We start from the raw sequence: 20,628 nt of genomic DNA, 5'->3' as shown, positions 1-20,628 counted from the left end.
TCTGTCGACTCTCCCTGAGGCGAAACTGCTCCCCCGGGAGCTGTAACGCCGAGGTACCGAAGGGCGATCACCCAGTTGGGTGGTCGCCCTTCGGCGTTGTCCGGATCGCAGGCCGAGGGTGCCTTGCGCTGTCGGGCGCGCAGAGTATGGTGATCTTCGTTGTGCCTGGCGCCACCCCTGTTCGGCCAAGAGGGGGCCTTGACGAACAGCACGCAGCGCGCAATTCTCAGGACGCGTCGTCACAACGATCCGGATCCGAGGCATGGATCGACGGCGAAGAGGGCAGTAAGGATGTGCGCTCAGCGCACAGGGAACGCCGCAGACGGTGAACGGTTGAGAACAACGAGGGTCTCAAAAAACCCGCACTGGACATCAGTGGGCCTTCTGGCTACACTGTCCCTTTGCGCTGCCTGTTAGCTGCTCCCTGCCCGTCACCAGGGGCATGCCCTCGCCTCAGCACCGTGGATTGAACCGGCTCTGACCTGGCCATACGCCAGATCAGTGGCTCTGTCCCGGGTATGGCTTGGGACCGGTACGCGCGTAGTGAGTCCGAGCCCTCGGAAGGACCCCCTCTTGGCCGCCTCGCGCAACGCCTCGATCGCGAATACGAACAACGGCGCCAGCACCGCCCCGCTGCGCATCTCCTTTGCAAAGATCAAGGAGCCTCTCGAGGTTCCGAACCTGCTCGCGCTGCAGACCGAGAGCTTTGACTGGCTGCTCGGCAACACCGCTTGGCAGAGTCGGGTCGAGGAGGCTCTGGAGTCGGGTCACGACGTCCCCACGAAGTCCGGTCTGGAGGAGATCTTCGAGGAGATCTCCCCGATCGAGGACTTCTCCGGGTCGATGTCCCTGACCTTCCGCGACCACCGCTTCGAACCGCCGAAGAACTCCATCGACGAGTGCAAGGAGCGCGACTTCACGTACGCGGCTCCGCTCTTCGTCACCGCCGAATTCACCAACAACGAGACCGGCGAGATCAAGTCCCAGACGGTCTTCATGGGCGACTTCCCGCTCATGACGAACAAGGGCACCTTCGTCATCAACGGCACCGAGCGTGTCGTTGTCTCCCAGCTGGTCCGCTCGCCGGGTGTCTACTTCGACTCCTCCATCGACAAGACGTCCGACAAGGACATCTTCTCCGCCAAGATCATCCCGTCCCGGGGTGCCTGGCTGGAGATGGAGATCGACAAGCGCGACATGGTCGGTGTCCGCATCGACCGCAAGCGCAAGCAGTCCGTCACCGTTCTCCTGAAGGCTCTCGGTTGGACGACCGAGCAGATCCTCGAGGAGTTCGGCGAGTACGAGTCCATGCGCGCCACCCTGGAGAAGGACCACACCCAGGGCCAGGACGACGCGCTGCTCGACATCTACCGCAAGCTGCGTCCGGGCGAGCCGCCCACGCGCGAGGCCGCGCAGACGCTGCTCGAGAACCTCTACTTCAACCCGAAGCGCTACGACCTCGCGAAGGTCGGCCGCTACAAGGTGAACAAGAAGCTCGGTGCCGAGGAGCCGCTGGACGCCGGCGTGCTCACGACCGACGACATCATCGCCTCCATCAAGTACCTCGTGAAGCTGCACGCGGGCGAGACGGAGACGGTGGGCGAGTCGGGCCGGGAGATCGTCGTCGAGACCGACGACATCGACCACTTCGGCAACCGTCGTATCCGTAACGTCGGCGAGCTCATCCAGAACCAGGTCCGTACGGGTCTCGCCCGCATGGAGCGCGTCGTGCGCGAGCGCATGACGACCCAGGACGTCGAGGCGATCACGCCGCAGACCCTGATCAACATTCGCCCGGTCGTGGCGTCGATCAAGGAGTTCTTCGGTACCTCGCAGCTGTCCCAGTTCATGGACCAGAACAACCCGCTGTCGGGGCTGACGCACAAGCGTCGTCTGAACGCCCTCGGCCCGGGTGGTCTGTCCCGTGAGCGGGCGGGCTTCGAGGTCCGAGACGTGCACCCCTCGCACTACGGCCGCATGTGCCCGATTGAGACCCCTGAAGGTCCCAACATTGGTCTCATCGGCTCGCTCGCCTCGTACGGCCGGATCAACCCCTTCGGCTTCATCGAGACGCCGTACCGCAAGGTCGTCGAGGGCGTCGTCACCGACGACGTCGACTACCTGACGGCCGACGAGGAGGACCGCTTCGTCATCGCGCAGGCCAACGCGCCGCTGACGGACGAACTCCACTTCGCCGAGGCCCGCGTCCTGGTCCGCCGTCGTGGCGGAGAGGTCGACTACGTCCCCGGTGACGACGTCGACTACATGGACGTCTCGCCGCGCCAGATGGTGTCGGTCGCGACCGCGATGATTCCGTTCCTCGAGCACGACGACGCCAACCGTGCCCTCATGGGCGCGAACATGATGCGTCAGGCCGTGCCGCTGATTAAGTCCGAGGCGCCGCTCGTCGGCACCGGCATGGAGTACCGCTGCGCCACCGACGCCGGCGACGTGCTCAAGGCCGACAAGGACGGTGTGGTCCAGGAGGTCTCCGCGGACTACATCACCACCGCCAACGACGACGGCACGTACAGCACGTACCGCCTGCACAAGTTCTCCCGCTCGAACCAGGGCACTTCTGTCAACCAGAAGGTCGTCGTGGACGAGGGCGCGCGGATCATCACCGGCCAGGTGCTGGCCGACGGTCCCGCGACCGAAGAGGGCGAGATGGCCCTCGGCAAGAACCTGCTCGTGGCGTTCATGCCGTGGGAGGGTCACAACTACGAGGACGCGATCATCCTGTCGCAGCGCCTCGTGCAGGACGACGTCCTCTCCTCGATCCACATCGAGGAGCACGAGGTCGACGCCCGTGACACCAAGCTCGGCCCGGAGGAGATCACCCGGGACATCCCGAACGTCTCCGAGGAGGTCCTCGCCGACCTCGACGAGCGCGGCATCATCCGTATCGGTGCCGAGGTCGTCGCCGGCGACATCCTCGTCGGCAAGGTCACGCCCAAGGGTGAGACCGAGCTGACGCCGGAGGAGCGCCTGCTCCGCGCGATCTTCGGTGAGAAGGCGCGCGAGGTCCGTGACACCTCCCTGAAGGTGCCGCACGGTGAGATCGGCAAGGTCATCGGCGTCCGCGTCTTCGACCGTGAAGAGGGCGACGAGCTGCCGCCGGGCGTGAACCAGCTGGTTCGTGTCTACGTGGCGCAGAAGCGCAAGATCACCGATGGTGACAAGCTCGCCGGCCGGCACGGCAACAAGGGCGTCATCTCGAAGATCAACCCGATCGAGGACATGCCGTTCCTGGAGGACGGCACCCCGGTCGACATCATCCTCAACCCGCTGGGTGTGCCGTCCCGAATGAACCCGGGACAGGTCCTGGAGATCCACCTCGGCTGGCTCGCCAGCCAGGGCTGGGACGTCTCCGGTCTGAGCGACCAGTGGGCCCAGAGCCTGCAGTCGATCGGCGCCGACCAGGTCGAGCCGCGTACGAACGTCGCGACCCCGGTCTTCGACGGTGCGCGTGAGGACGAGCTCGCGGGTCTGCTCGAGAACGCCCGGCCGAACCGCGACGGCGACCGCATGGTCCTCCCGTCCGGCAAGGCGCGGCTGTTCGACGGCCGCTCCGGTGAGCCGTTCCCGGACCCGATCTCCGTCGGGTACATGTACATCCTCAAGCTGCACCACCTGGTCGACGACAAGCTGCACGCCCGGTCGACCGGTCCGTACTCGATGATCACCCAGCAGCCGCTGGGTGGTAAGGCTCAGTTCGGTGGTCAGCGCTTCGGTGAGATGGAGGTGTGGGCGCTGGAGGCGTACGGCGCCGCTTACGCCCTCCAGGAGCTGCTGACGATCAAGTCCGACGATGTCACCGGCCGAGTGAAGGTCTACGAGGCCATCGTCAAGGGCGAGAACATCCCCGAGCCCGGCATTCCCGAGTCCTTCAAGGTGCTCATCAAGGAAATGCAGTCCCTGTGCCTCAACGTGGAGGTGCTGTCCTCGGACGGCATGTCCATCGAGATGCGCGACACCGACGAGGACGTCTTCCGCGCAGCGGAGGAGCTCGGCATCGACCTGTCGCGGCGCGAGCCGAGCAGCGTCGAAGAGGTCTGACGGGAGTCGTCGGCCTGGGGTCCTCTCACCGAGAGGCCCCCGGCCGGCACCCCTCGACCCCCGTTTCAGACCACAGACTTACAACCCTGAGAGGGATTGACGCATAGTGCTCGACGTCAACTTCTTCGATGAGCTCCGGATCGGTCTGGCCACCGCTGACGACATCCGTCAGTGGAGCCATGGCGAGGTCAAGAAGCCCGAGACCATCAACTACCGCACCCTCAAGCCGGAAAAGGACGGGCTCTTCTGCGAGAAGATCTTCGGTCCGACCCGGGACTGGGAGTGCTACTGCGGCAAGTACAAGCGTGTCCGCTTCAAGGGCATCATCTGCGAGCGCTGTGGCGTCGAGGTCACGCGCGCCAAGGTGCGCCGTGAGCGGATGGGCCACATCGAGCTCGCCGCTCCCGTCACCCACATCTGGTACTTCAAGGGCGTACCGTCGCGTCTGGGCTACCTGCTCGACCTCGCCCCGAAGGACCTCGAGAAGGTCATCTACTTCGCGGCGTACATGATCACGTTCGTCGACGAAGAGCGCCGTACCCGCGACCTGCCCTCCCTCGAGGCGCACGTCCAGGTCGAGCGTCAGCAGATCGAGAACCGTCGCGACTCCGACCTGGAGGCCCGCGCCAAGAAGCTCGAGACCGACCTGGCCGAGCTCGAGGCCGAGGGTGCCAAGGCCGACGTGCGCCGCAAGGTGCGCGAGGGTGCCGAGCGCGAGATGAAGCAGCTGCGCGACCGTGCGCAGCGCGAGATCGACCGCCTGGACGAGGTCTGGTCGCGCTTCAAGAACCTCAAGGTCCAGGACCTCGAGGGCGACGAGCTGCTCTACCGCGAGCTCCGTGACCGCTTCGGCACGTACTTCGACGGTTCGATGGGTGCCGCGGCGCTGCAGAAGCGCCTCGAGACCTTCGACCTCGAGGAGGAGGCCGAGCGTCTCCGCGAGATCATCCGTACCGGCAAGGGCCAGAAGAAGACCCGTGCGCTCAAGCGCCTCAAGGTCGTCTCCGCGTTCCTGCAGACCAGCAACAGCCCCAAGGGCATGGTGCTCGACTGCGTGCCGGTCATCCCGCCGGACCTGCGTCCGATGGTGCAGCTGGACGGTGGCCGCTTCGCGACCTCCGACCTGAACGACCTGTACCGCCGCGTCATCAACCGCAACAACCGCCTGAAGCGCCTTCTCGACCTCGGTGCGCCCGAGATCATCGTGAACAACGAGAAGCGCATGCTCCAGGAGGCCGTGGACGCCCTCTTCGACAACGGTCGTCGTGGTCGCCCGGTGACCGGCCCGGGTAACCGCCCGCTGAAGTCCCTGAGCGACATGCTCAAGGGCAAGCAGGGTCGTTTCCGTCAGAACCTTCTCGGTAAGCGTGTGGACTACTCCGCGCGTTCCGTGATCGTCGTCGGTCCGCAGCTGAAGCTGCACCAGTGCGGTCTGCCGAAGGCCATGGCGCTGGAGCTCTTCAAGCCGTTCGTGATGAAGCGTCTGGTCGACCTGAACCACGCGCAGAACATCAAGAGCGCCAAGCGCATGGTGGAGCGCGGCCGCACGGTCGTGTACGACGTCCTCGAAGAGGTCATCGCCGAGCACCCGGTTCTGCTGAACCGTGCTCCCACCCTGCACCGCCTCGGCATCCAGGCCTTCGAGCCGCAGCTGGTCGAGGGCAAGGCCATTCAGATCCACCCGCTCGTCTGCACCGCGTTCAACGCGGACTTCGACGGTGACCAGATGGCCGTGCACCTGCCGCTGTCCGCGGAGGCGCAGGCCGAGGCCCGCATCCTGATGCTGTCCTCGAACAACATCCTCAAGCCCGCCGACGGCCGTCCGGTGACGATGCCGACCCAGGACATGGTCCTCGGTCTGTTCTTCCTCACCACCGACGGTGAGCTCCGTGACGTCAAGGGCGAGGGCCGTGCGTTCGGCTCCACGGCCGAGGCGACCATGGCGTTCGACGCCGGCGAGCTGGCGCTCCAGTCGGCCGTCGACATCCGCTTCCCGGTGGGCACCATGCCGCCGCGCGGCTGGACCCCGCCGCCCGTCGAGGAGGGTGAGCCCGAGTACCAGCCGGGTGACTCCTTCCGCCTGCGGACGACCCTGGGCCGCGCGCTCTTCAACGAGCTGCTGCCCGAGGACTACCCGTTCGTCGACTACTCGGTCGGCAAGAAGCAGCTCGGCGAGATCGTCAACGACCTCGCGGAGCGCTACCCCAAGGTCATCGTGGCGGCGACGCTCGACAACCTGAAGGCGGCCGGCTTCTACTGGGGTACCCGCTCGGGTGTCACTGTGGCCATCTCCGACGTCGTCGTTCCCGAGGCGAAGAAGGAGATCGTCGCCGGGTACGAGGCTCAGGACGAGAAGGTCCAGAAGCAGTACGAGCGCGGTCTCATCACGAAGGAAGAGCGCACTCAGGAGCTCATCGCGATCTGGACCAAGGCGACCAACGAGGTCTCCGAGGCGATGAACGCGAACTTCCCGAAGACCAACCCCATCTTCATGATGGTTGACTCGGGTGCCCGAGGAAACATGATGCAGATGCGTCAGATCGCGGGTATGCGTGGTCTGGTGTCGAACGCCAAGAACGAGACGATCCCGCGCCCGATCAAGGCTTCGTTCCGCGAAGGCCTCTCGGTGCTCGAGTACTTCATCTCGACTCACGGTGCTCGTAAGGGTCTCGCCGACACCGCCCTGCGTACCGCCGACTCGGGTTACCTGACCCGTCGTCTGGTGGACGTCTCGCAGGACGTCATCATTCGCGAGGAGGACTGCGGCACCGACCGTGGCCTCAAGCTCCAGATCGCGGAGCGCGGCGCCGACGGCGTCCTGCGCAAGACCGAGGACGTCGAGACCAGCGTCTACGCCCGCATGCTCGCCGAGGACATCGTCGTCGACGGCAAGGTCATCGCGCCGGCCAACGTCGACCTGGGTGACGTGCTCATCGACGCCCTCGTCGCCCACGGCGTCGAGATCGTCAAGACCCGCTCGGTGCTCACCTGTGAGTCCGCGGTCGGCACCTGTGCCTTCTGCTACGGCCGCTCGCTCGCCACCGGCAAGCTGGTCGACATCGGTGAGGCGGTCGGCATCATCGCCGCCCAGTCCATCGGTGAGCCCGGTACCCAGCTGACGATGCGTACCTTCCACACCGGTGGTGTGGCAGGTGACGACATCACCCAGGGTCTGCCCCGTGTCGTCGAGCTCTTCGAGGCTCGTACGCCGAAGGGTGTCGCCCCGATCTCCGAGGCCGCGGGCCGTGTCCGCATCGAGGAGACCGAGAAGACCAAGAAGCTCGTCGTCACCCCGGACGACGGCAGCGACGAGACGGCGTTCCCGATCTCGAAGCGTGCCCGTCTCCTGGTGGGCGAGGGCGACCACGTCGAGGTCGGCCAGAAGCTGACCGTGGGTGCCACCAACCCGCACGACGTGCTGCGCATCCTCGGCCAGCGTGCGGTTCAGGTGCACCTGGTCGGCGAGGTCCAGAAGGTCTACAACTCGCAGGGTGTGTCGATCCACGACAAGCACATCGAGATCATCATCCGGCAGATGCTGCGCCGCGTGACGATCATCGAGTCGGGCGACGCCGAGCTGCTGCCCGGCGAGCTGGTCGAGCGCTCGAAGTTCGAGGGCGAGAACCGTCGTGTGGTCACCGAGGGCGGTCACCCCGCCTCCGGCCGTCCGCAGCTGATGGGTATCACCAAGGCCTCGCTGGCGACGGAGTCCTGGCTGTCGGCCGCCTCCTTCCAGGAGACGACCCGAGTCCTGACGGATGCGGCGATCAACGCCAAGTCCGACAGCCTCATCGGCCTCAAGGAGAACGTCATCATCGGTAAGCTCATCCCGGCCGGTACGGGTCTGTCCCGCTACCGCAACATCCGGGTGGAGCCCACCGAGGAGGCCAAGGCCGCGATGTACTCGGCCGTCGGCTACGACGACATCGACTACTCGCCGTTCGGCACCGGCTCCGGCCAGGCCGTTCCGCTGGAGGACTACGACTACGGTCCGTACAACCAGTAAGCGAGTCGCTTGAGTTGAAGGGCGGTCACCCCTCGGGGTGGCCGCCCTTCGGCATGTTCAGCGACCTTTCTCCAGGTACGCCTGGAGGTGATGGATCCGGGTGTGCATGTCCGGGTGCGAGTCGAGGAGCCGTGTCATCACGCCCTGCTTCTCGAAGCGGGTTCCGGACGTGGTCGCCGCCCCGGCGACGGCCTCGTCGGCGTGCTCCCGCTGCAGTACGGCCATCAGCTGGCTCGCGAACCCGAGGCTCGCCGCGTGTTCGTCCGCCCGCAGTTCCGCGCGCCGGGACAGGGCCGCTGCCAGGTACGGAGTGGCCAGCGGAAGGAACACGAGCCCGTACGTGACCGTGGTCAGTGTGATGAGTACGGCGGCCGCCAGAGCGACGACCGCTGCCGTGGCGCCCGGGGAGAGTCGGTGGACTCGGGACGCCAGCAGTCGCAGCAGTTGCCAGGTGGCGCGCCCGGGCAGCGCGTACCAGAAGACGAGCAGTGTGGCCCAGGCATGCCCCCGGGTGTGGTGGCCCAGCTCGTGGGCCAGCACGCCGGCCAGCTGGGCGGGCGGCAGAGCGGCGAGCGAATGGCTGGTCACGCCCACGATGTGCCCGGCGGCCGCGGCCGCGTTGACCATGTGGCTCTCCTCGACCCACAACTGGTAGGCGCCGCCGTCCACACCCGCTCGGGCGGTCACCTCACGCCAGACCGACCGCAGAGTCCGGTCCTCGTCCGGGGTGGGATGACGAAGCTCGAAGAGCCGGCGCGCGATCAGCCGCTCGAAGGGCCGGTGGAAGACGAGTGCTCCGCTCACTGCCCAGCAGCCGAGTGGTATCCACCAGGGCGGCCCCCCGAGCTGATCGACGGCGTACGACGCCACGAAGACCACGGTCAGACTCGCTGCCATGTGCGGGAGGTGGAGTGCAACGGTGGCCAGTGCGGCGGCGTCGGCTCCACGCTGACGTGCCCTGATGTGGATGCGGCCGGTGCGGTGGGGGAGATCCTCGCGCGGCCTTGGACCGGATGTGCCGGTCGGGGGGCGGTTCTCGGGTTCTGTCGGTTCGTACGGCAGGTCCATGGCTGATTCCTCCAGGTTGTCCAGGTCGTCAGACCTTCGGTGGCCTCCGGCGAGGGCAAGGCCGTCCGCTCAGGCGAACAACAGCGATCCGGTGAGCAGGACCGCCGCGCAGGCGAAGACGGCCACGCCGGCCCGGATCCAGAAGTGCTTGCGGGTGGCGATGCGGCTCGTCTCCGCGAGGGAGAGCAGCAAGCCGTGCGCGGGGTCGTGCCCGGTGTCCGCGAGTGCGGTGGTGAGTTGGGCCGTCCGGACCGCGTGGTGGACGTCGCCGAAGTAGGTCAGGGGCTGGCCCGGTGACCAGCTCTTGCCGTAGCGCGGCATGACGGCCAGGAGCAGACAGAGAAGCGCGGCGACGAGCATGATTGCTCCCGACCACCGCAACAGGGTGGCCGACGGCCCCAGCGCACCGGGTGTCCACGGATGGTCGGTCAGCAGTGTGCTCATGCCTCCGGCCGCGATGCCGAGCGCTCCGACCAGGACCGCCGCCTTGGTGTCGGCCCGGGCGATCTCGGCGCGCAGGTCGGTCAGGAGCTGGACGCCTGCCTGCAGCCGTGGGTCCTCAGGGGCGGGAGCAGGGGTCATTCGCCGGGCTCCTGTTCCTTGCGCAGGCGAGGGGCCGGCAGGCCTGCGGGAGCGGACCCGTCCGACAGCCCGGGGGACGGCGGTGGTTCGTCGTCGGTGGGGTCCGCAGCACCGCGCAGGATCGTCGTCATCCGCTCGATGATCAGGCGGCGGGGCTCCTCGAGCTCGAAGCTCTCCAGCTTCTCGCTGTTCAGGACATGGTCGATCAGATGGAGCTGGTGGGTGACGACCTCACGCTGCTCGTCCTTCAAGTGGTTCAGGACGGATCCCGTCTCGTCGGGGTGGGCCACGAGGTGCAGAGCAAGTGCGGTGGTGCCTCCTTGCGCCAACTGGTTCTCGTAGAACTTGATCTTCTCGGCCTGGCGTTCTGCTTCGTACTTCTCACGCAGCAGGGCAGCCTCGTGCTCGGGCCCCGCGGCCTCCGCCTCGTGCCGGGCCGTGCGCAGGCGGGCCTGGTGGGAGCGTGCGTCGGCGTCGCGGCGGAGCCGCACGGTGCAGGTGACGTCCAGGCCTTGTGCCTGTCCGACCGGGGAGGCTTCGTCCACCACGCGCTGCATGGCGCGCTCCGCCTCGGCACTCGCCTCCACGGGGTGGTCGCGGCTGACGGTCTGCATGCGGGGCAGCAGTCGGCGAGTCACGAAACCGGGTACGTCGCGCTCCTGGCTCCGCACGAATGCCTCTGGATCCAAGACCCGCCAAGTGATGTCGGCGGTGACCTCGAACTCGAAGCTGTCGACCTGGCTGGGCAGCGGAACGCGCAACTGGAAAGCGTGAGGGTCGGTGTTCACCTCGTACAGAGCCACATAGCGCCGCACGCTGAAGGGGCGCGCGGGCGGACGGAACGTCTCGTAGGTGCCTTTGCGGGTGATGAAGACGAGGGCGTGGTCGGCCTGGCCGATGAATCGGCGACTGCCGAGGCGGAACAGCGGCAGCTGCCAGACCCGCTGTACGGGGTCGGCATCGGCTTCGTCGTGAGTGTCCGGGTGCTGCCGTTCCTGGTGCAGCCAGTGGAGTTCTTCCGGCGGGGTGCTGGTCATGACGGGCCTCCTGGGCGCGTCGGGATCCTCGACAGGGGAAGGGGCGTGAACGTCACGCCGCGGTGAGGCTTGCTTCCAGGCGGAGGCCCGCGGGGGAGCGTTCGCCATCGGAGTTGCGCACCGTGCGCAGCAGGTGGCTGATGCGTCGGTAGTCGTTGTCGTTGCCGACCAGGCGGGGCAGGAGGGAGGCGAGCGCGGACTCGGCCCACGGTTTGTCGTCGGCGATGAGCACCCAGCTGCCCAGCACATGCAGGGCTTGCGCTGTGCGGTCGCGGTCGTTCAACACAGCCCGCCAGAACGTGGTGAGGGCGTGGGTGACTGCGGCGTCCCCGGATTCCGTTGCGCGCGCGTACCAGTCGAGGACGAAAGGACGGTCGCTGCCCTCGGTCGTCTGCCCGCAGGCCCGGAGGAAGGCGAACACCGCGTGGGCGCGGACCTTCTTGTCGTCCAGACGATCGGCCAGGGCGGTCAACACGGGACCCTCGACCGCCAGGAGCAACAGCTGCAGGGCGTCGGCGAGTTGGCTGGCCTCCTCCTTCGTGTCCTCCTCGTCCGTGTCGGCCAGGTCGCCGTCCTCGTAGACCTGCTGGTGAATGGCATCGAGAAGGGCTTTCAAAGCGTCCTCGTGATACAGGGGCCCCAGCAGGCCGTACGTGCGGATGGCAGTCCAGCGCCGGCCCTTGCGCTCACCGGTGCACCAGCCGTGGAGGATCTGGGGGATGGTCGGCACGCCCAGCAACTGGGCCATGGTGAGGGCGTTGGCCGCGGTCAGCCAGGCGTTGGCGTCGTTGGAGTCGGCCCACGGCTCGACGAGGTGGGCCATGACGGCCGTCAGGTCGGCGGTCGCGAGCTGCGCGGCCGCGGAGGCCGCTCGGGTCCGCACCAGCGGGCGGCGGTCCTGGGCGAGATGCCGGATCCACTCCGCGAGGGCGGGGCGGGCGGAGGGGTGGAGATTCCAGACCTGTGTCAGCAGGGTGTTCGCCGTGTCCTTGTCGCGGAACTCGGCGACGAACTGGCCTTGGAGCGGGCCCCACTCGGTGACCACCGTGGTCACGGAACCCACCGCCTCTGCCAGGCGGATGCGTTCCTCCCGAGGGCTTCCGAAGACGGGGATGCACGGTGCCACACGGGGCTCCTCGATCGCGTGCAGCAGGACGAACAGGTCGTCGCTCAGCTCGGCGGTGACCGCGTACGGCGCCTTGTCGAAGACGGCTATGGAGACGAGGAACGCCTTGTCGCGCAGAATCGGCTTCTCCTCGGTGAGCCATCGGGAGACCCGCTCGGCCAGTGCCTGCTCCCCGAACGCCGCGAGCTGCTCCTCGTCCGTTTCACCGCGGTGCAGAGCGACGAGATGCTGTGCGAACTGCTTGATCTCGCCCGGAGAGGGCCGACGAGCGAGGAACTCCCGGACCGGCGGGCGTCCGCACACCGTGTCCCAGCCGGCCGGGCCGATGGCCGGGACGACATGCGCGTGCAGGATGTCCTCGGCGCCCGGCGGCTCCCAGCGTTCGCACGGGACGCCGTTCAGGGCCGCGGAGGGGTCCACCGTGACCACCAGGTACGCGTCCGTGCGCTCCAGTTGCTCCCGCAAGGCATGGAGATGGGTTTCGTGCAGCGGGCGGTTCCTGCTGACAGTCAGGTCGCGTGCGACGTATCCGCCTGCTGCCTCCACGTGCTCGGGCAGCGCAGCGAAGGCGATGCCCGGCGCGAGGGAGCGCAACCCGGCGACGCCCAGCTGGTGCAGCAGCATCACGGCGGCGGCACGACGGCCCGTTTCCCGTCCGCCGACGAGGAGGACGACCCGGTCGGTCCGTAGGCGGGCCAGGGCCTTGCGGAAGGCAGGGGGCTCGCGGAAGACGTCGGCCAGTTCCACGACGTGTGCCTGCGGGATCGGTCCCGATCGCTGACGCGGGGCCTGGACATCCGAGCGGCCGCCGATGTGGAGGATCGTGTCTCCGACGTGCACGCCGCCGCTTTGGCCGAACTGATCTCCGCCGACCAGGGTGGAGATGAAGTCGGGGCCGTGCGTGATGAGTGCCTGGCGCGCGGCCCATGCCTTCTGGCGCTGCTGTTCCGGGGACTCCGCCGATTCTTCCTGCTGCTTCTGCTCGCCATCCTGCGCGTTGTCCGCCGCGGCGGTCGTCTCGGCCGGGCTCACCGGGACTCGCCCCGTTCGCGGTCGCCGAACGTGAAGGTCATGTTGCCGTGGTTGGTGCCGCCCGCCTGCCCGTACTGATTGCCGCCGATCAGCGTCTGGCCGTGCGGGGGGTCGGGTACAGGGGACGCGGCGCTGGAGACGGCGGTGTCCTCGGATGTACCCGGCTGCCCGTGCAGCCAGGCCACCGTCGGCCCCTCCTTCGTCTCCACTGTGATGCGGTGGAAGTCGTCCGGCCGTACGCCCAGCGGTCCGTGCCGTACCACGCCCTGGTAGATGCCGTCGGACACGCACAGGACACTCGCGTCCTCGTTCTGTTTGAGTGCGGCGCGCAGCGGGTCCGAGTTCAGCAGCCGCACGGCGTGGTTGAGGTCCGAACCCACCCAGCCGTCCAGGTCGTCGATGGCGACGTACCCGGCGGAGACGACGATGCGCAGGCGCATCTGCGCGCTCGCCGCCATCAACCGGTTCTTGCTGTGCAGCAGGGCGGGTGTCTCGGTCAGCAGCATCTTCACCATGGACGGCACCGAGGCCTGTGCGTCCACCAGCTCCATGACGGAGTCGCCACGGTCGGCCCGCAGACGGGCGGACTCGTGGATGCCGGCAGCGAGCAGCGTGGAGTCCACGACCTCGTACAGGAGCCTCCGCAGGATCCCCTGCTCCACGTCGTCCCGGGTGCCGAACTGTTCGATGTCGAAGAGCAGGATGGTGCGGTGCATGGGGTCGGTCATGGTCTGCCTCTCGCCGGTCGCCGTCGTGTAGGCAGCACGATGGCGCGGCGGGGCGATGCGGCCGAGGACCGATGACACGGACGAACTGTGACCACGTGCACAGAGTGGAAGGGAAGGTCAGGCGTGCTGCTCGCCGACGATGCGGCGCAACACCTCCGGCCGCAGAACGACGATGCGGCGGCGCTCCGTGACCACCACGCGTTTGTCCCGTAATTCCTTCAGGAGCCGGGCCACCGCTTCGCGGGAGGAACCGACGGAGCCCGCGAACTCCTGCTGACTGAGCCGGACCGTGAGCTCGATGCCGTCGGTGGTGCGGTGGCCGTGTGTGCGGACGAGTTCCAGAAGGAGTACGGCCAGCCGTTCGCGCACCGTCAGAGCCGCCCATTCCAGCCGACGTCGGTCGGTCGCGCGCTGCCGGTCGGTGGTCAGGCTCAGCAGACGGAGCGCGACCTGCGGGTTGCCGCCGAGGAAAGCGGTGAAGCGCGCCTTGTCCAGTACCACGGCCTCGACAGGCTCCAAGGTGGATACCGTCGCCGAGCGATGCCGACCACTGAGGGCCGCGCCCTCGCCGATGATGTCTCCGGGGCCGCGCAGCGCCAGGAGCGCTTCGTAGCCGTTCGCCGCGATGGCCGTGACCTTGGTCCAGCCGTGCAGCAGGAGCAGAACGTGGGTGGACGGCTCTTCCTGGTGCATGAGCACGCTGCGCGCCGGATAGCGCATGAGGCGCCCTGCCTCCAGCAGAGCCGCGCGGTCCCCCTTCTCCAGCCGTGCCAGGAACGGCACGCCGTCATCGAAACCGTCGTCGTCCCATGCGCGCGTACGCCCCGCCGACATCCACCGCCCCCGTGATCACCATGTTGGATTCGCAACCAGTCAACGTACTTGAGGCCCGGCGCGCGGAGACTGGCAACAATCAGCCGTAGTGGGAGCGACCTGGGAACCGGTGGCGGATAATCGGCGTTGAAGCATTATTGAGGGCAGCAGGCTTGTGCAGAGGCGTCCGGGGGAGTGGTCTCGTGTCGAATCCGTCGTGGCAGCCGGTCCCGTGGCCGGGCCAGCAGGGTCATCAGCCGTCGATGCTGGCCGCGCATGCGGACCGGGAGCGCGCCGTCGATGTGCTGCGCGCCGGGTTCGCCGAGGGGCGGCTGCAGCAGAGCGAGTACGAGCGGCGGATCGAGCGGGCCTACCAGGCGCGCACGGTGGGGGAGCTGACCATGCTGGTCGCCGATCTGCCGCAGGGGCCGGCGCCGCAGCAGCAGCCGATGATGGGCGTGCCGCGGACGTTCCTGCCGCCGCCGCCCGCCACGAACGGGAAGGCGATCGGCGCCCTGGTCTGCGGTGTCGGCACGTTCTTCAGCGCGGGGGCCTCGGCGATTCCCGCGGTCATCCTCGGTCACATGGCCCGCAAGGAGATCCGGGAGCGGGGCGAGACCGGCGACGGGATGGCGGTCGCGGGGCTGGTGATCGGGTGGCTCGCGGTGGCGTTCTGGACCCTGCTCATCGTCGGGATGGTCGTCGCGGGGGTCAGTAACGGCTAGCGAGGCGCCCGGCGTGTCCTGGCTCCGGGGTATTTGTTTTGACCACAGCGTATGAGATAGGTACGCTCAGACCTTGTGCCTGGGGTGTGCCTGGGCTCGTGTGCGTGTCAACAGCCGCACGGCGAGTTCGATCATGGCCACCGCAATCTGCCGCCTTCCCGCCTTCGGCGGGGGTCTGCAGTATTCGACACACCCGACCGCGTGGGTCGGGAAACGTTCCAGGTTAGCTTTACTACTCGGCACACAGAAACCGGAGAAGTAGTGCCTACGATCCAGCAGCTGGTCCGGAAGGGCCGGCAGGACAAGGTCGAGAAGAACAAGACGCCCGCACTCGAGGGTTCGCCCCAGCGCCGTGGCGTCTGCACGCGTGTGTTCACGACCACCCCGAAGAAGCCGAACTCGGCCCTCCGTAAGGTCGCGCGTGTGCGTCTGACCAGCGGTATCGAGGTCACGGCCTACATTCCGGGTGAGGGACACAACCTGCAGGAGCACTCCATCGTGCTCGTGCGCGGCGGCCGTGTGAAGGACCTGCCCGGTGTTCGTTACAAGATCATCCGCGGCTCGCTTGACACTCAGGGTGTCAAGAACCGCAAGCAGGCCCGCAGCCGCTACGGCGCCAAGAAGGAGAAGTAAGAATGCCTCGTAAGGGCCCCGCCCCGAAGCGCCCGGTCATCATCGACCCGGTCTACGGTTCTCCTCTGGTGACCTCCCTCATCAACAAGGTGCTGCTGAACGGCAAGCGCTCCACCGCTGAGCGCATTGTGTACGGCGCCATGGAGGGCCTGCGTGAGAAGACCAGCAACGACCCGGTCATCACGCTGAAGCGCGCGCTTGAGAACATCAAGCCGACCCTCGAGGTCAAGTCCCGCCGTGTCGGTGGCGCGACCTACCAGGTTCCGGTTGAGGTCAAGCCCGGCCGCGCCAACACCCTCGCGCTCCGCTGGCTCGTCGGCTACTCCCGCGCTCGCCGCGAGAAGACGATGACCGAGCGTCTGACGAACGAGCTGCTCGACGCCTCCAACGGCCTCGGTGCTGCCGTCAAGAAGCGCGAGGACACGCACAAGATGGCCGAGTCCAACAAGGCCTTCGCGCACTACCGCTGGTAGTCGCAACCCACATCGAGACCGAGAGAAGACTGAAGCCTTATGGCTACCACTTCGCTTGACCTGGCCAAGGTGCGCAACATTGGCATCATGGCCCACATCGACGCGGGCAAGACGACCACCACCGAGCGGATCCTGTTCTACACCGGCGTTTCGTACAAGATCGGTGAGGTCCACGACGGCGCCGCCACGATGGACTGGATGGAGCAGGAGCAGGAGCGTGGCATCACGATCACGTCCGCTGCCACCACCTGCCACTGGCCGCTCGAGGACAACGACTACACGATCAACATCATCGACACCCCGGGGCACGTCGACTTCACCGTTGAGGTGGAGCGCTCCCTGCGTGTGCTCGATGGTGCCGTGACGGTGTTCGACGGTGTCGCCGGTGTCGAGCCGCAGTCCGAGACGGTGTGGCGTCAGGCCGACCGTTACGGCGTGCCGCGCATCTGCTTCGTCAACAAGCTGGACCGTACCGGCGCCGAGTTCCACCGCTGCGTGGACATGATCTCGGACCGCCTGGGCGCCCAGCCGCTCGTCATGCAGCTCCCCATCGGGGCCGAGGCCGACTTCCAGGGTGTCGTCGACCTCGTCACGATGAAGGCGTACGTCTGGTCGGCCGAGGCCGCCAAGGGCGAGGCCTACGACACCGTCGAGATCCCCGACACGCACAAGGAGGCTGCGGACGAGTACCGCGGCAAGCTCCTTGAGGCCGTCGCGGAGAACGACGAGGACATGATGGAGCTGTACCTGGAGGGCACCGAGCCCACCGAGGAGCAGCTGTACGCCGCGATCCGTCGCATCACCATCGCGTCCGGCAAGTCCGCCGACACCACGGTCACCCCGGTGTTCTGCGGTACCGCGTTCAAGAACAAGGGCGTTCAGCCCCTGCTCGACGCGGTCGTGCGCTACCTGCCGACCCCCCTTGACGTCGACTCCATCGAGGGTCACGACGTGAAGGACCCGGAGAAGGTCATCGCGCGCAAGCCGTCCGAGGACGAGCCGCTCGCGGCCCTCGCGTTCAAGATCGCGAGCGACCCGCACCTGGGCAAGCTCACCTTCATCCGGGTTTACTCGGGTCGCCTGGAGGCCGGCACCGCGGTGCTGAACTCCGTCAAGGGCAAGAAGGAGCGCATCGGCAAGATCTACCGCATGCACGCGAACAAGCGTGAGGAGATCGCGTCGGTGGGCGCCGGTGACATCGTCGCCGTCATGGGCCTGAAGCAGACCACCACCGGTGAGACGCTGTCCGACGACAAGAACCCGGTCATCCTGGAGTCCATGGACTTCCCGGCGCCGGTCATTCAGGTCGCCATCGAGCCCAAGTCCAAGGGTGACCAGGAGAAGCTGGGTGTCGCCATCCAGCGTCTCGCGGAGGAGGACCCCTCCTTCCAGGTGCACTCGGACGAGGAGACCGGCCAGACCATCATCGGTGGTATGGGTGAGCTCCACCTCGACGTCCTTGTCGACCGCATGAAGCGGGAGTTCAAGGTCGAGGCCAACGTCGGCAAGCCGCAGGTCGCGTACCGCGAGACCATCCGCAAGACGGTCGAGAAGGTCGACTTCACGCACAAGAAGCAGACTGGTGGTACCGGCCAGTTCGCCAAGGTGCAGATCTCGATCGAGCCGATCGAGGGTGGCGACGCGAGCTACGAGTTCGTGAACAAGGTCACCGGTGGTCGTATCCCGAAGGAGTACATCCCTTCGGTCGACGCCGGCTGCCAGGAGGCCATGCAGTTCGGCATCCTCGCCGGTTACGAGATGACCGGTGTCCGCATCACGCTGCTCGACGGTGCCTTCCACGAGGTCGACTCCTCCGAGCTCGCCTTCAAGATCGCCGGTTCGCAGGCGTTCAAGGAGGCCGCGCGCAAGGCCGGTCCCGTGCTCCTCGAGCCGATGATGGCCGTCGAGGTCACCACGCCCGAGGACTACATGGGCGAGGTCATCGGTGACATCAACTCCCGCCGTGGCCAGGTTCAGGCCATGGAGGAGCGGATGGGCGCCCGCCTCGTCAAGGGCCTGGTCCCGCTCTCGGAGATGTTCGGCTACGTCGGCGACCTCCGCAGCAAGACGTCGGGTCGCGCGAGCTACTCGATGCAGTTCGACTCCTACGCCGAGGTTCCGCGGAACGTCGCCGAGGAGATCATCGCGAAGGCCAAGGGCGAGTAACTCACTAGAGTTCACGCTTTAGGCTTGACTCCGGAGCTCTTGGGGCAATTCGCGGCAACAGCCGCGAATTGCCCCGGGAACCCGGCTTTCCAGCAAAGATCACCTGGCGCCGATGAAGCAAGGCGTACAGAACCACTCCACAGGAGGACCCAGTGGCGAAGGCGAAGTTCGAGCGGACTAAGCCGCACGTCAACATCGGCACCATCGGTCACATTGACCACGGTAAGACGACCCTCACGGCCGCCATTACCAAGGTGCTGCACGACGCGTACCCCGACCTGAACGAGGCCTCGGCCTTCGACCAGATCGACAAGGCTCCTGAGGAGCGCCAGCGCGGTATCACGATCTCCATCGCGCACGTCGAGTACCAGACCGAGGCGCGTCACTACGCCCACGTCGACTGCCCCGGTCACGCGGACTACATCAAGAACATGATCACGGGTGCCGCGCAGATGGACGGCGCCATCCTCGTGGTCGCCGCCACCGACGGCCCGATGCCGCAGACCAAGGAGCACGTGCTCCTGGCCCGCCAGGTCGGCGTTCCGTACATCGTCGTCGCCCTGAACAAGGCCGACATGGTGGACGACGAGGAGATCCTGGAGCTCGTCGAGCTCGAGGTCCGTGAGCTCCTCTCCGAGTACGAGTTCCCGGGCGACGACGTTCCGGTCGTCAAGGTCTCGGCGCTCAAGGCGCTCGAGGGCGACAAGGAGTGGGGCGACTCCGTCCTCAAGCTCATGCACGCCGTCGACGAGGCCATCCCGGCCCCGGAGCGCGACGTCGACAAGCCGTTCCTGATGCCGATCGAGGACGTCTTCACGATCACCGGTCGTGGCACGGTCGTCACCGGTCGTATCGAGCGTGGTGTCCTCAAGGTCAACGAGACCGTCGACATCATCGGCATCAAGACCGAGAAGACCACCACCACGGTCACCGGCATCGAGATGTTCCGCAAGCTGCTCGACGAGGGCCAGGCCGGTGAGAACGTCGGTCTCCTCCTCCGTGGCATCAAGCGCGAGGACGTCGAGCGCGGCCAGGTCATCATCAAGCCCGGTTCGGTCACGCCGCACACCGAGTTCGAGGCCCAGGCCTACATCCTGTCCAAGGACGAGGGTGGCCGCCACACGCCGTTCTTCAACAACTACCGTCCGCAGTTCTACTTCCGTACGACGGACGTGACGGGCGTTGTGACCCTCCCCGAGGGCACCGAGATGGTCATGCCGGGCGACAACACCGAGATGTCCGTCCAGCTCATCCAGCCGGTCGCCATGGAAGAGGGCCTGAAGTTCGCCATCCGTGAGGGTGGCCGGACCGTGGGCGCCGGCCAGGTCACGAAGATCAACAAGTAAGTCTCGCTTACCTGTTGGGCTTTGGTGCCTGGTAGCTCATAGAGCTCCTGAGAGGGCCCGTACGACTTCGGTCGTACGGGCCCTTTCGCATGCGCCGGGGGCGTCAGTGCGGGGTGCGCCGGAGAGCGTCCCCGGGGCCGGTTAGCCAGTTGAAGTGGTCGACCAGACGGCCGACCAGGATCGAGTCACGGACCAACAGGCCCATTTCGATGTTCGCGGCGAGGGCGCGATCGGTGAGGTTGGCGCTGCCGAGAAGGGCGGTGTGCCGGTCCGCGGCAAGGGCTTTTGCGTGGACCACGCCAACGCCCGTCGGGCGCTGCCATAGACGTACGAATTCCCCACGGAGCTGTCGGAAGGCGGTGGGTGCCGACGTCGAGGCCTCCAGCACGAGGTCAATACGGACGTGACGCTCGGCTGCTTGCTGGAGCGCCGCCACGACGTCGACAACTCCGAGCGCGGCGAAGCTGGAGACGAGCAGCGAGTCGTGTGCGGCATTTATGACGTCGATGACCACCGTGCTGGTCAGCCGTGTGGGTACGGAGGGGCTTGTCGGGCCGCTGACCACCAGCTCCAGGGACGGTTGTGTCGGTCCGCTGTGGTGGGTGGCAGCCGCGCTGCGCAGAGCCAGCGCCATGGCTCTTCCTGCCAGACCCGGTTGGTCGTTGCGCCAGGCTGCCACCAGAGTTTCCAGTTCATGGGTCAGGCCGGCCGCGGGACGGGTGTGAAGAGCGTCAAGGATTTGGTCGTCCGGGCCGTGGGCTTGCTCCAGTATGCGAGCCCACGCCTCCAGCCGACTGGCCGGCAAGCGTCCAGCGAGGCGTGCGAGCACACCTG

14 protein-coding genes are annotated in these 20,628 nt (G+C 67.0%); 7 read left to right on the top strand and 7 right to left on the bottom strand.

Annotated features, from left to right (window positions below):
• The first annotated feature begins 573 nt into the window (after positions 1–573).
• Together rpoB and ACIA8D_RS01905 are read left to right on the top strand one after the other, a co-directional pair.
• Positions 574–4,059 carry a DNA-directed RNA polymerase subunit beta gene (gene rpoB, locus ACIA8D_RS01910; protein ID WP_399227936.1) on the top strand — a complete coding sequence of 1,162 codons (3,486 nt, stop codon included), beginning with the start codon at positions 574–576 and terminating at the stop codon, positions 4,057–4,059.
• Between the two features lie 106 nt (positions 4,060–4,165).
• Positions 4,166–8,065, top strand: coding sequence for a DNA-directed RNA polymerase subunit beta' (locus ACIA8D_RS01905; RefSeq protein WP_385755864.1), 3,900 nt, complete (start codon positions 4,166–4,168; stop codon positions 8,063–8,065).
• Between the two features lie 57 nt (positions 8,066–8,122).
• On the opposite strand, the gene ACIA8D_RS01900 is transcribed toward ACIA8D_RS01905, so the two are convergent.
• The 6 genes from ACIA8D_RS01900 to ACIA8D_RS01875 all read right to left on the bottom strand — a co-directional run bounded on the left by ACIA8D_RS01900 (position 8,123) and on the right by ACIA8D_RS01875 (position 14,472).
• Positions 8,123–9,133, bottom strand: coding sequence for a M48 family metalloprotease (locus ACIA8D_RS01900; RefSeq protein ID WP_399227935.1), 1,011 nt, complete (start codon positions 9,131–9,133; stop codon positions 8,123–8,125).
• A 69-nt stretch (positions 9,134–9,202) separates the two neighbouring features.
• Positions 9,203–9,715, bottom strand: coding sequence for a Pycsar system effector family protein (locus tag ACIA8D_RS01895; RefSeq protein ID WP_399227934.1), 513 nt, complete (start codon positions 9,713–9,715; stop codon positions 9,203–9,205).
• On the bottom strand, positions 9,712–10,752 hold the full coding sequence (locus tag ACIA8D_RS01890) for a hypothetical protein (RefSeq protein WP_399227933.1): 1,041 nt from the start codon (positions 10,750–10,752) through the stop codon (positions 9,712–9,714). Before ACIA8D_RS01890 ends, ACIA8D_RS01895 begins: the two co-directional genes overlap by 4 nt.
• A gap of 52 nt (positions 10,753–10,804) precedes the next feature.
• Positions 10,805–12,910: a hypothetical protein gene (locus ACIA8D_RS01885; protein WP_399227932.1), complete on the bottom strand. Its 2,106-nt coding sequence runs from the start codon at positions 12,908–12,910 to the stop codon at positions 10,805–10,807.
• Complete coding sequence (locus tag ACIA8D_RS01880; protein WP_399228058.1) at positions 12,907–13,638, bottom strand: hypothetical protein; 732 nt, start codon at positions 13,636–13,638, stop codon at positions 12,907–12,909. The genes ACIA8D_RS01885 and ACIA8D_RS01880 overlap by 4 nt, the downstream gene beginning before the upstream one ends.
• A 117-nt stretch (positions 13,639–13,755) precedes the next feature.
• On the bottom strand, positions 13,756–14,472 hold the full coding sequence (locus ACIA8D_RS01875; RefSeq protein WP_399227931.1) for a Crp/Fnr family transcriptional regulator: 717 nt from the start codon (positions 14,470–14,472) through the stop codon (positions 13,756–13,758).
• A 182-nt stretch (positions 14,473–14,654) separates the two neighbouring features.
• Here ACIA8D_RS01875 and ACIA8D_RS01870 point away from each other — a divergent pair, with 182 nt between their 5' ends.
• The 5 genes from ACIA8D_RS01870 (at position 14,655) to tuf (ending at position 19,794) form a co-directional block, all read left to right on the top strand.
• Positions 14,655–15,176, top strand: a complete 522-nt coding sequence (locus tag ACIA8D_RS01870; protein ID WP_399227930.1) for a DUF1707 and DUF4190 domain-containing protein — start codon at positions 14,655–14,657, stop codon at positions 15,174–15,176.
• A 261-nt stretch (positions 15,177–15,437) separates the two neighbouring features.
• Entirely contained in the window at positions 15,438–15,809 is a 372-nt protein-coding gene (gene rpsL, locus ACIA8D_RS01865; protein ID WP_003948652.1) for a 30S ribosomal protein S12, read from the top strand.
• A 2-nt stretch (positions 15,810–15,811) separates the two neighbouring features.
• Positions 15,812–16,282 carry a 30S ribosomal protein S7 gene (gene rpsG, locus ACIA8D_RS01860; protein WP_399227929.1) on the top strand — a complete coding sequence of 157 codons (471 nt, stop codon included), beginning with the start codon at positions 15,812–15,814 and terminating at the stop codon, positions 16,280–16,282.
• A 39-nt stretch (positions 16,283–16,321) separates the two neighbouring features.
• Positions 16,322–18,448 carry an elongation factor G gene (fusA, locus tag ACIA8D_RS01855; RefSeq protein WP_399227928.1) on the top strand — a complete coding sequence of 709 codons (2,127 nt, stop codon included), beginning with the start codon at positions 16,322–16,324 and terminating at the stop codon, positions 18,446–18,448.
• Positions 18,449–18,600: 152 nt separating this feature from the next.
• Entirely contained in the window at positions 18,601–19,794 is a 1,194-nt protein-coding gene (gene tuf / locus ACIA8D_RS01850; RefSeq protein ID WP_399227927.1) for an elongation factor Tu, read from the top strand.
• 103 nt (positions 19,795–19,897) lie between these two features.
• Here the strand turns inward: tuf and drmC are convergent, their stop codons facing one another.
• On the bottom strand, positions 19,898–20,623 hold the full coding sequence (gene drmC, locus ACIA8D_RS01845) for a DISARM system phospholipase D-like protein DrmC (RefSeq protein ID WP_399227926.1): 726 nt from the start codon (positions 20,621–20,623) through the stop codon (positions 19,898–19,900).
• Between the last annotated feature and the right edge of the window lie 5 nt (positions 20,624–20,628).

The sequence above is a fragment of the Streptomyces sp. NPDC051684 genome (genome assembly GCF_044453445.1).
Taxonomy (GTDB): domain Bacteria; phylum Actinomycetota; class Actinomycetes; order Streptomycetales; family Streptomycetaceae; genus Streptomyces.
This window is presented reverse-complemented; position numbering and strand designations above follow the sequence as displayed.